General features: G+C 70.4%; 12 protein-coding genes and 1 tRNA gene. 12 read left to right on the forward strand and 1 reads right to left on the reverse strand.

Features of this window, described 5'->3' with window-relative positions; translation table 11 throughout:
• Window positions 1-129: 129 nt before the first annotated feature.
• Window positions 130-201 (reverse strand) — tRNA-Arg (locus tag RFN52_RS27505).
• Window positions 202-394: 193 nt separating this feature from the next.
• On the opposite strand from RFN52_RS27505, the gene RFN52_RS27510 reads away from it, so the two are divergent.
• From RFN52_RS27510 to prmC, 12 genes are all read left to right on the forward strand, one after another.
• Entirely contained in the window at window positions 395-874 is a 480-nt protein-coding gene (locus RFN52_RS27510) for a response regulator (RefSeq protein WP_373308489.1), read from the forward strand.
• A 104-nt stretch (window positions 875-978) separates the two neighbouring features.
• Window positions 979-2022, forward strand: coding sequence for an ArgS-related anticodon-binding protein NrtL (gene nrtL / locus RFN52_RS27515; RefSeq protein ID WP_184849987.1), 1044 nt, complete (start codon window positions 979-981; stop codon window positions 2020-2022).
• 16 nt (window positions 2023-2038) lie between these two features.
• Complete coding sequence (gene lysA, locus RFN52_RS27520; protein WP_184849989.1) at window positions 2039-3430, forward strand: diaminopimelate decarboxylase; 1392 nt, start codon at window positions 2039-2041, stop codon at window positions 3428-3430.
• 188 nt (window positions 3431-3618) lie between these two features.
• Window positions 3619-4911 (forward strand): homoserine dehydrogenase, encoded by a 1293-nt coding sequence (locus tag RFN52_RS27525; RefSeq protein WP_184849991.1) that lies wholly within the window; start codon window positions 3619-3621, stop codon window positions 4909-4911.
• A 6-nt stretch (window positions 4912-4917) separates the two neighbouring features.
• The gene (gene thrC, locus RFN52_RS27530; RefSeq protein WP_184849993.1) at window positions 4918-5976 is read left to right on the forward strand and encodes a threonine synthase; all 1059 of its coding nucleotides are present in this window, start codon (window positions 4918-4920) and stop codon (window positions 5974-5976) included.
• Window positions 5977-6337: 361 nt separating this feature from the next.
• Window positions 6338-7267, forward strand: coding sequence for a homoserine kinase (thrB, locus tag RFN52_RS27535; protein WP_184849995.1), 930 nt, complete (start codon window positions 6338-6340; stop codon window positions 7265-7267).
• Between the two features lie 402 nt (window positions 7268-7669).
• On the forward strand, window positions 7670-9733 hold the full coding sequence (gene rho, locus RFN52_RS27540) for a transcription termination factor Rho (protein WP_184849997.1): 2064 nt from the start codon (window positions 7670-7672) through the stop codon (window positions 9731-9733).
• 139 nt (window positions 9734-9872) lie between these two features.
• On the forward strand, window positions 9873-11660 hold the full coding sequence (locus RFN52_RS27545; RefSeq protein ID WP_184854057.1) for a trypsin-like serine protease: 1788 nt from the start codon (window positions 9873-9875) through the stop codon (window positions 11658-11660).
• Window positions 11661-11867: 207 nt separating this feature from the next.
• Entirely contained in the window at window positions 11868-13004 is a 1137-nt protein-coding gene (locus tag RFN52_RS27550; protein ID WP_184849999.1) for an LCP family protein, read from the forward strand.
• Window positions 13005-13214: 210 nt separating this feature from the next.
• On the forward strand, window positions 13215-13436 hold the full coding sequence (rpmE, locus tag RFN52_RS27555; RefSeq protein WP_003992975.1) for a 50S ribosomal protein L31: 222 nt from the start codon (window positions 13215-13217) through the stop codon (window positions 13434-13436).
• A gap of 105 nt (window positions 13437-13541) precedes the next feature.
• Window positions 13542-14618 (forward strand): peptide chain release factor 1, encoded by a 1077-nt coding sequence (prfA, locus tag RFN52_RS27560; protein ID WP_184850001.1) that lies wholly within the window; start codon window positions 13542-13544, stop codon window positions 14616-14618.
• Between the two features lie 94 nt (window positions 14619-14712).
• Window positions 14713-15552, forward strand: a complete 840-nt coding sequence (gene prmC, locus RFN52_RS27565; RefSeq protein ID WP_184850003.1) for a peptide chain release factor N(5)-glutamine methyltransferase — start codon at window positions 14713-14715, stop codon at window positions 15550-15552.
• The last annotated feature ends 26 nt before the right edge of the window (window positions 15553-15578 follow it).

A 15578-nucleotide genomic window follows, 5' to 3' on the forward strand; every position in this document is an offset into this window, starting at 1 on the left:
AGATCCCGTCCACGCCTCGTCCACAGACCCCGACATACGGCCGCTCCAACCGGCACACGCCTGCACACGCGAAGACCCCGCACTCAGCGTTTCCGCTGATGACGGGGTCTTTGGGCACCTAATCCACGGTGCCCCCGGCAGGATTCGAACCTGCGCACACGGCTCCGGAGGCCGTTGCTCTATCCCCTGAGCTACGGGGGCGTGTTCGTCGCGTTGCTCGCGGCGACGGGTAGAACACTACCAGCTCCCTCGGGGTGGTCATGAACGGGTTTTCGCTGCCGGGGGCGGGGGTGTCGGTCGCTTGTGCAGGGTGGAAGTGGGGAAAACCCGGACGCGGTGGCCGGGGTCGACCTACTCTCGAGGTGTGCCAGGCGCGTCGGGCCGGGTGCTTGTTGTGGACGACAACAAGGTCATCCGGCAGTTGATCAGGGTCAACCTCGAGCTGGAGGGGCTGGAGGTCGTGACCGCGGCCGATGGTGCCGAGTGTCTTGATGTCGTTCATCAGGTGCGCCCCGATGTCGTGACCCTCGATGTCGTCATGCCCCGGCTGGACGGGATCAGGACGGCCGCTCGCCTCCGGGCCGATCCGCGCACCCGCGACACACCCCTCGCCATCGTCAGCGCCTGTGGGCACCACGAGGTCGAGGCCGGACTCGAAGCGGGCGTCGACGCATTCCTCGCCAAGCCCTTCGAGCCGGCCGAACTGGTCCGTCTGGTGCGGCAGTTGGTCGAGCGGGCCCGGGGCGGGGGCCGGCAATACGGGGGTGGCCCCGACACCGGGGGCGGCGCCCACATGGAGGAACAGGTGAAGGGGCAGGTGAAGGGGCAAACGGTGGAGCAGGCCAAGGAAGTGGATCTCCCCGCCGTGCCGTAGGCGAGGGACTCGTGCGCAGCTCCTGCGCAGGCGTCTCGTCCACATCCCGGACCGTACGGAAACCGGCTCGCATACCCACCCCCTTCCTCCCATACGCTTGTCCCGTGACCCCCGCCGAGCTCTCCCGCACCGTGCTGCACGCCGTGCGGCGCGCTGTCGACGAGGGTGAGCTGAGTGTGACCGTGCCGGAGCGGGCCGTGGTCGCTCCACCTGGGCCGGGGGGCTGCGGCGACTACGCCACCAACATCGCCCTCCAGCTGGCCCGCGCGGCAGGGCGGCCGCCGCGTGACGTGGCCGAGATCCTGCGGGCACGGCTCCTCGGCGAGCAGCGGTTCACCGACGTCGTCGTCACCGGGCCCGGCTTCCTCAACCTCAGCCTGCGCGGCACCGCCTCCGCCGGCCTCGTCGAGGAGATCCTGCGGCGCGGGCGGCGGTACGGGCACGCGACGAGCGGCTTCAGCGGGACCGCCGTCGGGATCTCGTGCCCGGCCGAGGTGCGTGCCGTCGTGGTCGCGGACGCCGTGACCCGCGTGCTGCGCAGTCAGGGCGACTTCGTCCGTGTCGAGTGCGAGGGCCGGCCCGCCCCGGAGTGGGAGTCCGTCCTCGGGGCGGACGTCACCACCCGGGGGCCACGCATCGCCGACCGGTACGTCATCGTCCGCCCCGTCCCCGCCCCCGGCGACCCGCTGCCCCTCGGCCGGGACGCCGGCCGCTGGGCGCTGCTGCACCCCGCCGGCCACGACCGGCCCCGGATCCCCGGAGATCACCTCGTCCAGCGGGAGAGCAACCCCCTCTTCCGCGTCCGGTACGCCCACGCCCGCACCCGGGCCCTCCTGCGTAACGCCGCCGACCTCGGCTTCCACCCCGAGCCCGGTCCCGTGAGCGAAGCGGAAGCGCTGATCGCCGTACTGGGCGACCACCCCCGCGTCCTCGCCGCCACTGCCACGCACCACACCCCCGACCGCCTGGCCCGGCACCTCGTCACTGTCGCCGATGCCGCGATGCCCCTGCTCCCCGCCGTGCTGCCCCTCGGTGGGGAGAAACCCTCGGCCGCCCACCGTGCCCGGCTCGCGCTCGCCGAAGCCGCCGGGACGGTGCTGGCCGGCGGCCTGTCCCTGCTCGGCATCGACGCTCCCGACCATCTCTGAGAGACACGAACAGATCATGAGCCGTTCCGCACACCCCGCCGGGCCCCGTCACGCCGATGTCCTCCCCGAGGGCCACTACTCAGCCCCGCCCGCCGACCTCAACGCGTTGGACCCCAAGGTGTGGGCCCAGACCGTGACGCGTGACGAGGACGGGGTCGTGACCGTCGGAGGCATCCCCGTCACCCGGCTCGCCGAGGAGTACGGCACCCCCGCCTATGTCCTGGACGAGGCCGACTTCCGGGCCCGCGCGCGGGCCTGGCGTACCGCCTTCGGGGCCGACGCCGACGTCTTCTACGCGGGCAAGGCGTTCCTGTCCCGCGCCGTCGTGCGCTGGCTCCACGAGGAGGGGCTGAACGTCGACGTCTGCTCCGGCGGCGAGCTGGCCACCGCCCTGTCCGCCGGCATGCCCGCCGACCGCATCGCCTTCCACGGCAACAACAAGTCGGTCGACGAGATCACCCGGGCCGTCGAGACCGGAGTCGGGCACATCGTGCTCGACTCCTTCCAGGAGATCGTGCGCGTTGCCCACATCGCGCAGGGCATGGGCAAGCGGCAGAAGGTGCTCATCCGGATCACCGTCGGGGTCGAGGCGCACACCCACGAGTTCATCGCCACGGCCCACGAGGACCAGAAGTTCGGCATCCCGCTGGCCGGCGGGCAGGCCGCCGAGGCCGTACGCCGCGCCCTGCAGCTCGACGGGCTTGAGCTCGTCGGCATCCACAGCCACATCGGGTCGCAGATCTTCGACATGTCGGGGTTCGAGGTCGCCGCGCACCGGGTCGTCTCGCTCCTGAAGGCCGTCCGCGACGAGCACGGCGTCGAGCTGCCCGAGATCGACCTCGGCGGTGGCCTCGGTATCGCGTACACCAGTGACGACGACCCCCGTGAGCCGCACGAGATCGCCAAGGCGCTCAGCGAGATCGTCACGAGGGAGTGCGAGGCCGCCAAGCTGCGCACGCCGCGGATCTCCGTCGAACCGGGGCGGGCCATCGTCGGCCCGACCGCCTTCACGCTCTACGAGGTCGGCACCATCAAGCCCCTCGACGGGCTGCGGACGTACGTCTCCGTCGACGGCGGCATGTCGGACAACATCCGCACGGCGCTGTACGACGCCGAGTACAGCGTCGCGCTGGTCTCCCGCACCTCCGACGCCGAGCCGATGCTCGCCCGCGTCGTCGGCAAGCACTGCGAGAGCGGGGACATCGTGGTCAAGGACGCGTTCCTGCCGGCCGACGTGGCACCGGGTGACCTCCTCGCCGTACCGGCCACGGGTGCGTACTGCCGCTCCATGGCCAGCAACTACAACCATGTGCTGCGCCCGCCGGTCGTCGCCGTCGACGGCGGTGAGGCGCGGGTGATCGTCCGCCGCGAGACGGAGGAGGACCTGCTGCGTCTCGACGTCGGCTGAACGACAAAAGGCCGAAAGCCCGAGCGGCCCATGGCCGAAAGCCGAAGCAAGCGGGCGGCGGAAGATCTCCTGTCTGCCGCCCCCATGAAAATGAAATAGACATCTCACGATCCGGACCGGGGGCAGAAACTCCCGTCCGGTGAGTGAGACTGGTTCCACCGTAGACGGTAAAGAGGAAACGAGGTCGGATGATGCGTACGCGTCCGCTGAAGGTGGCGCTGCTGGGCTGTGGAGTGGTCGGCTCAGAGGTGGCGCGCATCATGACGACGCACGCCGACGACCTCACGGCCCGGATCGGGGCCCCGGTGGAGCTCGCGGGCGTGGCTGTGCGGCGGCCCGACCGGGTGCGTGAGGGCATCGCCCCCGAGCTGGTCACCACCGACGCCACCGCCCTGGTCAAACGCGGCGACATCGACGTCGTGGTCGAGGTCATCGGCGGCATCGAGCCCGCGCGCAGCCTCATCACCACCGCCTTCGAGCACGGCGCCTCCGTCGTCTCCGCCAACAAGGCGCTGCTCGCCCAGGACGGGGCCGCTCTGCACGCCGTCGCCGAGCAGCACGGCAAGGACCTCTACTACGAGGCCGCCGTCGCCGGTGCCATCCCGCTGATCCGGCCGGTGCGCGAGTCCCTCGCCGGCGACAAGATCAACCGGGTGATGGGGATCGTCAACGGCACGACGAACTTCATCCTCGACAAGATGGACTCCACCGGCGCCGGTTATCAGGAGGCCCTCGACGAGGCCACCGCCCTGGGGTACGCGGAGGCCGACCCGACCGCCGACGTGGAGGGTTTCGACGCCGCCGCCAAGGCCGCGATCCTCGCCGGTATCGCCTTCCACACGCGCGTGCGCCTCGACGACGTCTACCGCGAGGGCATGACCGAGGTGACCGCGGCCGACTTCGCCTCCGCGAAGGAGATGGGCTGCACCATCAAACTGCTGGCCATCTGCGAGCGGGCCGAGGACGGCGCGTCCGTCACGGCACGCGTGCACCCGGCCATGATCCCGCTGAGCCATCCCCTGGCCTCCGTCCGTGGCGCCTACAACGCGGTGTTCGTCGAGTCCGACGCCGCCGGGCAGCTCATGTTCTACGGTCCCGGAGCGGGCGGTTCCCCGACCGCCTCCGCCGTGCTCGGCGACCTCGTCGCCGTCTGCCGCAACCGGCTCAGCGGCACGACCGGACCGGGCGAGTCCGCCTACGCCGCGCTGCCGGTGTCGCCGATGGGTGACGTCGTCACGCGGTACCACATCAGCCTCGACGTGGCTGACAAACCGGGTGTTCTCGCCCAGGTCGCGACCGTCTTCGCCGAGCACGGAGTCTCGATCGATACGGTTCGCCAGTCGGGGAAGGACGGCGAGGCCTCCCTCGTCGTCGTCACGCACCGTGCGTCCGACGCGGCCCTCACCGGGACCGTCGAGGCGTTGCGCAAGCTCGACACCGTGCGTGGTGTCGCCAGCATCATGCGGGTTGAAGGAGAGTAACCAGCAATGACCCACCAGTGGCGCGGAATCATCGAGGAGTACCGGGACCGGCTGCCCGTCTCCGACAGCACGCCGGTCGTGACGCTCCGCGAGGGCGGTACGCCCCTCGTGCCCGCGCAGGTGCTCTCCGAGCGCACGGGCTGCGAGGTCCACCTCAAGGTCGAGGGCGCGAACCCGACGGGGTCCTTCAAGGACCGCGGCATGACCATGGCCATCACCCGGGCCAAGGAGGAGGGCGCGCAGGCCGTCATCTGCGCCTCCACCGGCAACACGTCGGCCTCCGCCGCCGCGTACGCCGTGCGGGCCGGGATGGTCTGCGCCGTGCTCGTGCCGACGGGCAAGATCGCGCTCGGCAAGATGGGCCAGGCCCTCGTGCACGGCGCGAAGATCCTCCAGGTCGACGGCAACTTCGACGACTGCCTCACCCTCGCGCGCGGCCTGAGCGACAACTACCCCGTCGCCCTCGTCAATTCGGTCAACCCGGTGCGAATCGAGGGCCAGAAGACGGCCGCCTTCGAGATCGTGGACATGCTCGGCGACGCGCCCGACATCCACGTCCTGCCGGTCGGCAACGCGGGCAACATCACGGCCTATTGGAAGGGCTACACGGAGTACGCCGCCGACGGCGTGGCGACCCGCAAGCCGCGGATGTGGGGCTTCCAGGCCTCCGGCAGCGCGCCGATCGTGCGCGGCGAGGTCGTCAAGGACCCCTCGACCATCGCCACGGCCATCCGCATCGGCAACCCGGCCTCCTGGCAGTACGCGCTCGCCGCGCGGGACGAGTCGGGCGGCTTCATCGACGAGGTGACGGACCGTGAGATCCTGCGCGCCTACCGGCTGTTGGCGTCCCAGGAGGGTGTCTTCGTCGAGCCGGCGTCCGCCGCGTCCGTCGCCGGTCTGCTGAAGGCCGCCGAGCAGGGCAAGGTCGACCCGGGGCAGCGGATCGTCTGCACCGTCACCGGCAACGGGCTGAAGGACCCCGACTGGGCCGTCGCCGGTGCCCCGCAGCCGGTCACCGTACCCGTCGACTCCGCGGCCGCGGCGGAGCGCCTGGGTCTCGTGTGACGGCGCTCGAACCTGCCTGACGTGCGCCGATGCACCGAGCGCCGGTCTTACGCCCGACCGTTCCGGCGTAAGACGGCGCCGGCCCGGGGAGATTCCCTACGGGGGGTGCACAGGGGGCTTACGACACGCATCGTGCGCCTCCTGTGCGCCCTATGTCGCCACAGAACCTTCCTTCGATAGGCTGTACTGAACCCGCCCGCCGCATATGCCTCCGCATGGAGCACGGTGCCGCGCCGTCTCCACGGCCGGGACAGCCGCCGGCCAGCCCGGTCGGCAGCGGCCCCCCAGGGTTCTCGTACGCCATCGAATGTCCACTGAACGTCATTCGACAATCACGCAGCTCAAGGAGAGTCATCGAGCGATGGCCGGTCCAGCGTTCCGCGCCGCCGCCGTCCGGGTGCGCGTCCCCGCCACCAGCGCCAACCTCGGCCCGGGCTTCGACGCCCTAGGCCTCGCGCTGGGCTTGTACGACGACGTGGTCGTCCGGGTGGCCGACTCCGGGCTGCACATCGACATCGCGGGTGAGGGAAGCGAGACCCTCCCGCGCGACGAGCAGCACCTTCTCGTACGGTCCCTGCGCACCGCCTTCGACCTGCTCGGCGGACAGCCGCGCGGTCTGGAGATCGTCTGCGCCAACCGCATTCCGCACGGCCGGGGTCTCGGCTCCTCCTCGGCCGCCATCTGCGCGGGCATCGTCGCCGCCCGCGCCGTGACCATAGGGGCCGACGCGAAGCTCGACGACACCGCCCTGCTCGAACTCGCCACCGAGATCGAGGGCCACCCCGACAATGTCGCGGCCTGCCTGCTGGGCGGCTTCACGCTGTCCTGGATGGAGGGCGGTGCCGCCCGCGCGATCAGGATGGAGCCCGCGGATTCCATCGTTCCGGTGGTTTTCGTGCCCGGGAAGCCGGTGCTCACGGCAACCGCGCGCGGTCTGCTGCCGCGCTCCGTGCCGCACGTCGACGCGGCCACCAACGCCGGCCGCGCCGCCCTGCTCGTCGAAGCCCTGACGCGCCGCCCCGAACTTCTGCTGCCCGCCACCGAGGACCGACTGCACCAGGAGTACCGCGCGCCGGCCATGCCCGAGAGCGCGGCACTGGTGGAGCGGCTGCGGGGCGACGGCATCCCCGCGGTCATCTCCGGAGCCGGGCCGACGGTCATGGCACTGGCCGACGAGGAGACCGCCGGCAAGGTCGAGGCCCTGGCGGGCGCGGACTGGGCGGCGAACCGGCTCCGCCTCGATCAGCAGGGCGCGAGCGTGCTGCCGCTCGCCGCCTCCGGTGACATCTGAAACCGCGCGGTTGCCGGATTTCGAGAGGGGGAATGTTTGTTGGATCCGGTAGTGTTAACCTCAAGTCTGCACCCGACCCCACCATGGCGAGGTGCCTCGTGTCCCCGTCCGGGACAGACATTCTTCCGGGAGCCCCCCAAGCCGCACTGTGTTCCGTACGTCGGACCGTACGCCGTACAAGGATGCTGAGCGGGGCGCAGGGCACGCTCCGGAACCGGTGCGACCACGCCGCGTGACACTGACACTGGGTGCCACGGCTCAAGGAAGCGCCATCACCAGATTCCTCCGCCGCTTAGGCGGACCACCGCCCCGGCACGGTTCACACCACACGAACCGAAGTCGGACAGCACAAACGGTCGCCGAGCCAGACAGGCCGACGTCCGCTCCAGGGAAGGACCCTTCGTGAGCGACACCACCGATCTGATGGGCGCACGTGTCGAGGAGACCGCTGCCGCGCCCGCCACGGACGCCTCCGCGCCTGCCAGCGGTGCCGGCTCCCGGCGGCGCCGCGGTACCGGCCTCGAGGGCATGGTGCTGGCCGAGCTGCAGCAGGTCGCCTCCGGCCTCGGCATCAGGGGTACCGCGCGGATGCGCAAGAGCCAGCTGATCGAGGTCATCAAGGAGGCGCAGGCGTCCGGCGGCGCCGCTCCGGCCGCGAAGGCCGACGCCCCCGCCGAGACCAAGCCCAAGCGCCGCGCCACCTCTCGGACCCGTACGGGTGACAACGCCGAGAAGGCGGACAAGAAGGCGGACGCGAAGGAGGCCTCCAAGGCCCCCGCGGACAAGGCCGAGAAGGCCGTGGCCCAGCAGCAGATCGAGATCCCCGGCCAGCCCGCCGGAGGCGCCTCCCGGTCGAGCGAGAACGAGCGCGCGGGAGACGACGCGCCCGAGCGCCGCCGTCGCCGGGCCACCGCGGAGGCCGGAGCCCCCGCTTCCGCCGCGGAGACCATCGTCGCCGAGGCGAAGACGGACACCAAGGCCGAGGCGCTGTCGCAGCAGCAGTCCCAGAGCAACGAGGCCAAGTCCGACGCCGGTGACGGCGAGGGCCGTCGTCGCGACCGCCGGGACCGCGACCGGGACCGCGGGCGTGACCGCGACCGCCGCGGCGGCAAGGGCGACGACCAGCAGGGCGGCGGCCGTCAGGACCGCGGCGGCCAGCAGCAGAACCAGCAGGGCGGCGGCCGCCAGGACCGCGGCCAGCAGCGGCCCGACGACGACGGGGACGACTTCGACGGCGGCCGTCGTGGCCGTCGCGGGCGCTACCGCGACCGCCGGGGCCGTCGCGGACGCGACGACATCGCCTCCGAGCCGCAGATCAACGAGGACGACGTCCTGATCCCCGTCGCGGGCATCCTGGACATCCTCGACAACTACGCGTTCATCCGTACGTCCGGCTACCTGCCCGGCCCGAACGACGTGTACGTCTCCCTCGCCCAGGTCCGCAAGAACGGCCTGCGCAAGGGCGACCACATCACCGGTGCCGTGCGCCAGCCGAAGGAAGGCGAGCGGCGCGAGAAGTTCAACGCGCTGGTGCGTCTGGACTCCGTCAACGGCATGGCGCCCGAATCCGGCCGCGGCCGCCCGGAGTTCAACAAGCTGACGCCGCTGTACCCGCAGGACCGCCTCCGTCTGGAGACGGACCCCGGCGTGCTCACCACCCGCATCATCGACCTGGTCTCGCCGATCGGTAAGGGCCAGCGCGGTCTGATCGTGGCCCCGCCGAAGACCGGCAAGACCATGATCATGCAGGCGATCGCCAACGCGATCACGCACAACAACCCCGAGTGCCACTTGATGGTCGTCCTCGTCGACGAGCGTCCGGAAGAGGTCACCGACATGCAGCGGTCGGTGAAGGGCGAGGTCATCTCCTCGACCTTCGACCGCCCCGCCGAGGACCACACCACCGTCGCCGAGCTTGCCATCGAGCGCGCCAAGCGCCTGGTGGAGCTGGGTCACGACGTGGTCGTGCTGCTCGACTCGATCACCCGTCTGGGCCGCGCGTACAACCTCGCCGCCCCGGCCTCCGGCCGCATCCTGTCCGGTGGTGTCGACTCGACGGCGCTGTACCCGCCGAAGCGCTTCTTCGGTGCGGCCCGCAACATCGAGGACGGCGGCTCGCTGACGATCCTCGCCACCGCCCTGGTGGACACCGGGTCCCGCATGGACGAGGTCATCTTCGAGGAGTTCAAGGGCACCGGCAACGCCGAGCTGAAGCTCGACCGGAAGCTCGCCGACAAGCGCATCTTCCCGGCGGTGGACGTCGACGCGTCCGGCACCCGCAAGGAAGAGATCCTGCTCGCCCCCGACGAGCTCGCCATCGTCTGGAAGCTGCGCCGGGTGCTGCACGCGCTCGACCAGCAGCAGGCGGTCGAGCTGCTTCTCGACAAGATGAAGCAGACGAAGTCGAACGCCGAGTTCCTCATGCAGATCCAGAAGACCACCCCGACGCCGGGCAACGGCGACTGAGGCGGTCGGCTGAGGTAAGGACTGCACAAAGAGGGCCGCTCCCCGGACGGGGGGCGGCCCTTTGTGCTGTTCGTGTGCGGGTAGGATCACGCTCTCTTCGAACTTGTGATCCCGAGGGGGGACATACGTGGGTACACCCATGCCCGGGGGCGGTCGGCACAGACGCCGGATACGCATAGCACTGCCCGTCGCCGCGGCCGGTGTCGCCGCAGCCGTGGCCGGCGCGCTGCTGACGACGTCCGCCGACGCGGCCACCCCGCTGCCGCAGCCGACGGTCAAGCCCGCCGTCAGCTCGCCGTCGCTCGCCGAGCTGGAGAAGCGCGTCGCGGGTGCCATGGCCGGTGACGACGTCGCCGGCAAGACGAGCAAGGCCTCGCTCAGCGCGGGCACCGTCACCGGCAGCATCGACCCCAAGATCATCGGTGGCAACGAGACCACCATCAGCACGGCTCCGTGGATGGCGCAGCTCCACTACTACGACGACCGGGGCACCTCCGGCACCAGTGACGACATCGGCTTCTTCTGCGGCGGCGCCGTCGTCGCGCCGACGAAGATCCTGACCGCCGCGCACTGCGTCAAGGGCTACAACTGGAACGGCAACGGCGCCGTCGTCACCGGCACCTCCCAGCTGCCCTCGGCCGACGGCACCGACCTGCACGGCGGCACCGTCACCGGCGTCTGGCGGCAGTGGAACCACCCGTCGTACAACGCGACGACCATCGACAACGACATCGCGGTGCTGACCCTGCCCGTCCCGGTCAAGGTCACCCCGATCCGCATGACGACCTCCGGCGACACCACGTCGTACCAGGCCGGCACCAGTGCCAAGGTCTACGGCTGGGGCCGCACCAGCTCCACCAGCGACGACATCTCCGAGACGCTGAAGACGGCCACGCTGCCCATGCAGTCCGACACGACGTGCTCCGGCGCGTACGGCGCGGACTTCGTCAAGGGCCACATGGTCTGCGCGGGCAAGCCCGCCACCGGCAGCGACACCGGCACCGTCTCCGCCTGCAACGGCGACTCCGGCGGCCCCCTGGTCGTCAACAACCGCATCGTCGGTGTCGTGTCCTGGGGCGTGACCGACTGCGTCGCGAAGGGCGCCTACAGCGTCTTCGCCAAGGTCAGCTCCTACGTCGGCGCCGCCTACCCGCGCCTGGACGACACCAACATCAGCGGCGACCACAAGGCCGACCTCTGGGTGCGCAACGCCTCCACCAAGACCGGCTACTCCAAGGACTCCAACGGCACGTCCTTCGCCGCCCGCGAGTCCTGGGGCAACTGGGACGGCGTGAACGTCGTCCTGCAGACGGACCTCGACCGCGACGGCTACCAGGACCTGGTCTACCGGCGCAGCAGCGACGGCGACCTCTTCTGGACGCACTACGTCATCTCCAGCGGCACTTGGTCCACCAAGCAGATCGCCGACAACTGGAAGACCCGCACCCGGATCATCACTCCCGGTGACGTCACCGGCGACTACCGGCCCGACCTGCTCTCGGTCGACTCCGCGGGTGTCATGTGGATCTACCCGGGCAACGGCAACGGCACCTTCGCGCCCCGCGTCCAGGTCGGCTCCGGCTGGAACCAGTACAACTCCGTGCGCGGCAAGGGCGACTTCAACGGGGACGGCAAGACCGACCTGATCGCCCGCAGCACGTCCGGCAGCGCGATCTACCTCTACAAGGGCACCGGCAAGGCCGGCACGGGCGCCTTCTCGGCCCGGGTCAAGGTGCGCACCTGGGCCGACTACAACGCCTTCGACGCGCCCGGCGACGTCACCGGCGATGGCAAGGCCGACTTCCTGGCCCGCACCCCCGGCGGCACGCTGTACCTGTACGCGGGCACCGGCAAGGGGACAAGCGAGATCTTTGCCACAAGGAAGTCCGTGGGCACCGATTTCAAGCAGTACGACATCTTCGGCTGAAATTGCAGGTGAGCGGGTTCCGCTCCGCTGCGACGAACACGCACTGTGCCCACCGCCGTACGCGGTGGGCACAGTCCGTTGTGCAACCCTTTCCCGAGTTTCTCCGTCTGACCAGGTGGGGCGACGATAGTGCGAGGAAGGGTCTTCTCCGGCCACGCCTGGCACTGACCGCAGGGGGTAACCGACCGTAGAAGAGCTGAGGAGTACATGTCCGCCGAGAGCACACCCGACCCGGGGATACCGGGCGATACCGGTACCAGTGGAGCGCGCCACCGCGGCAAGGGGCGGCGCCGTAAGCCCCCGCAGCGCAACAAGGGCTTGATGATCATGGCCTGGACGGCCGCGGGCATCGTCGTGCTGGGCGGCGCCGGAGCCGGTTACCTCTACTTCAAGCTCAACGGCAACCTCAAGAGCGTCGACATCGACCAGGCCCTCGGCACGGACCGGCCCAAGAAGGCCGACAACGGCTCGGAGAACATCCTCGTCCTCGGCTCCGACACCCGCGCCGGCGGCAACAAGAAGCTCGGCGGCGGCACCGACGACGGCAGCGCCCGCTCCGACACGGCGATGATCGTGCACGTCTACAAGGGGCACAAGAAGGCCAGCGTGGTCTCCATCCCGCGTGACACCCTCATCGACCGCCCCTCGTGCACGGACACCAAGGGCAACGAGTACCCCGCCGCGCGCAGCGTGATGTTCAACTCCGCATACTCCACCGGCGGCGCCGCCTGCGCCGTGAAGACCGTCGAGTCGATCACCGACCTGCGCATGGACCACTATCTGGAGGTCGACTTCGCCGGCTTCCAGAGGCTCATCGACGACCTCGGCGGCGTCGAGATCACCACGACCAAGCGCATCGACGACCCCGACAGCCATCTGAAGCTGAAGGCCGGCACCCACACGCTGGACGGCGAGCAGGCCCTGGGCCTGGTCCGCACCAGACACGGCGTCGGCGACGGCTCGGACCTGGGCCGGATCCAGCTCCAGCAGGCCTTCATCAAGGCCCTGGTCAACCAGATCAAGGACGTCGGCGTCTTCTCGAACCCCAAGAAGCTGCTCGACCTCGCGGAAACCGCGACCAAGACGGTGACGACCGACTCCGACCTCGGCTCGGTCAACAAGCTCGCCTCCTTCGCGAGCGGCCTGAAGGGCATCAGCCCGTCCAACATGCACATGGTCACGATGCCGGTGGCCTACGACCCGGCCGACCCCAACCGCGTCCTCCTCCAGGAGAAGAAGGCCGACCAGATCTGGAAGGCCCTGGAGAACGACAGGCCGATCCCGAAGAGCGCGACGAAGGGCAACGCGACCGGGGAAGCCAAGGGCGTCGTGAGCGGCTCCTGAGATCGCGCCCCCTGGGGGCGCGGGGCCGTGTCGATGTGCGGCTCCGCCGCGTGGGCGCGAACAACCCGCGACGGCCCGCGGGGAACAAACGACGGCAACCCCCGGTTTTGGGAGTAGGCCCCAGTCCTGGCAGACTGGTACGTCGGCTCCGGTTCACGCTCCCGCACCCCGCGGCAGCGACCCGGCGCCCTCCCGAACCTAGGAGACACCTTGAAGCGCGACATCCACCCCGAGTACGTCGAGACGCAGGTCAGCTGCACCTGTGGCGCGTCGTTCACCACCCGCAGCACCATCGAGTCCGGCACCATCCGCGCCGATGTCTGCTCCGAGTGCCACCCGTTCTACACGGGCAAGCAGAAGATCCTCGACACCGGTGGCCGTGTGGCCCGCTTCGAGGCCCGCTTCGGCAAGGCCGCCGGCTCCAAGAAGTAGCGAGCCTCAATTCGCCGGTCCACGGCCGCGCCCCCTCACCGGGCGCGCCGGGACCGGCGTTTTTGGTCGCCCGCCCTTCACCCCCGTCCCGCACAGGAGCCCAAGATGTTCGAGGCCGTCGAGGAACTCGTCGCCGAGCACGCCGACCTGGAGAAGAAGCTCGCCGACCCGTCGGTCCACTCCGACCAGGCCAACGCGCGCAAGCTGAACAAGCGTTACGCCGAGCTCACCCCCATCGTCGCCACGTACCGCTCCTGGACGCAGACGGGCGACGACATCGAGACCGCGCGTGAGCTGGGCGCCGACGACCCGGAGTTCGCCGCCGAGGTCAAGGAGCTGGAGAAGGCGCGCGAGGGGCTCACGGAGAAGCTGCGCCTCCTGCTCGTCCCGCGCGACCCCAGCGACGACAAGGACGTCATCCTGGAGATCAAGGCGGGCGCGGGCGGCGACGAGTCGGCCCTGTTCGCCGGCGACCTGCTGCGCATGTACCTGCGCTACGCCGAGCGCGTGGGGTGGAAGACCGAGATCATCGACGCCACCGAGTCGGAGCTGGGCGGCTACAAGGACGTCCAGGTCGCCGTGAAGACCAAGGGCGGCCAGGGTGCCACCGAACCGGGCCAGGGCGTCTGGGCGCGGATGAAGTACGAGGGCGGCGTGCACCGCGTGCAGCGCGTGCCCGCGACGGAGTCCCAGGGACGGATCCACACCTCCGCGGCCGGTGTGCTCGTCACGCCCGAGGCCGAGGAGGTCGACGTGGAGATCAACCCCAACGACCTCCGCATCGACGTCTACCGGTCCTCCGGGCCCGGCGGACAGTCCGTCAACACCACCGACTCCGCCGTGCGCATCACGCACATCCCGACCGGAGTCGTCGCCTCCTGCCAGAACGAGAAGAGCCAGCTGCAGAACAAGGAGCAGGCACTGCGTATCCTGCGCTCCAGGCTGCTCGCGGCGGCGCAGGAGGAGGCGGAGAGGGAGGCGGCCGACGCCCGCCGCAGCCAGGTCCGCACCGTCGACCGCTCCGAGAAGATCCGCACCTACAACTTCCCGGAGAACCGCATCTCCGACCATCGCGTCGGCTTCAAGGCGTACAACCTGGACCAGGTCCTGGACGGCGACCTCGACGCCGTGATCCAGGCCTGCGTCGACGCGGACTCGGCGGCGAAGCTGGCGGCTGCGTAAGGCGGCACGAGCACGTACGAGTGATCACGTACGAGGACAACGGAGGACTTGCGTGCAGCAGTCATTTGGGGGGCGACCCCCAAGCCCCCGCAGCGTGCTGCTCGCGGAGGTGGCCCAGGCCACCCAGCGGCTCGCCGACGCCGGCGTGCCCTCGCCGCGTACCGACGCGGAGGAGCTCGCCGCGTTCGTGCACGGCGTCAAGCGCGGCGAGCTGCACTCCGTCAAGGACTCCGACTTCGACGCCCGCTACTGGGAGGTCATCGCCCGCCGCGAGGCCCGCGAACCGGTCCAGCACATCACCGGGCGCGCCTACTTCCGCTACCTGGAACTCCAGGTCGGGCCCGGGGTGTTCGTGCCGCGGCCCGAGACGGAGTCCGTGGTCGGCTGGGCCATAGACGCCGTACGGGCCATGGACGTCGTCGAGCCGTGCATCGTCGACCTGTGCACCGGCTCCGGTGCCATCGCGCTGGCCCTCGCCCAGGAGGTGCCGCGCTCGCGCGTGCACGCCGTGGAACTGTCCGAGGACGCCCTGCGCTGGACCCGCAAGAACGTCGAGGGATCCAGGGTCGACCTGCGGCAGGGCAACGCGCTCACCGCCTTCCCGGACCTGGACGGCCAGGTCGACCTGGTCATCACCAACCCGCCGTACATCCCGCTCACCGAGTGGGAGTACGTCGCCCCCGAGGCGCGGGACTACGACCCCGACATGGCCCTCTTCTCCGGCGAGGACGGCCTCGACCTCATCCGCGGCCTGGAACGCACCGCGCACCGGCTGCTGCGGCCGGGCGGTGTGGTCGTCGTCGAGCACGCGGACACCCAGGGCGGCCAGGTGCCGTGGATCTTCACCGAGGAGCGGGGCTGGGCCGACGCGGCCGACCACCCGGACCTCAACAACCGCCCGCGCTTCGCCACGGCCCGCAAGGCGCTGCCGTGAGCACACCGGGCACCCCGCGTTCCTCG

Origin of the sequence: Streptomyces collinus (genome assembly GCF_031348265.1) — a bacterium.
In the GTDB taxonomy this organism is placed as follows: Bacteria; Actinomycetota; Actinomycetes; order Streptomycetales; family Streptomycetaceae; genus Streptomyces; species Streptomyces collinus.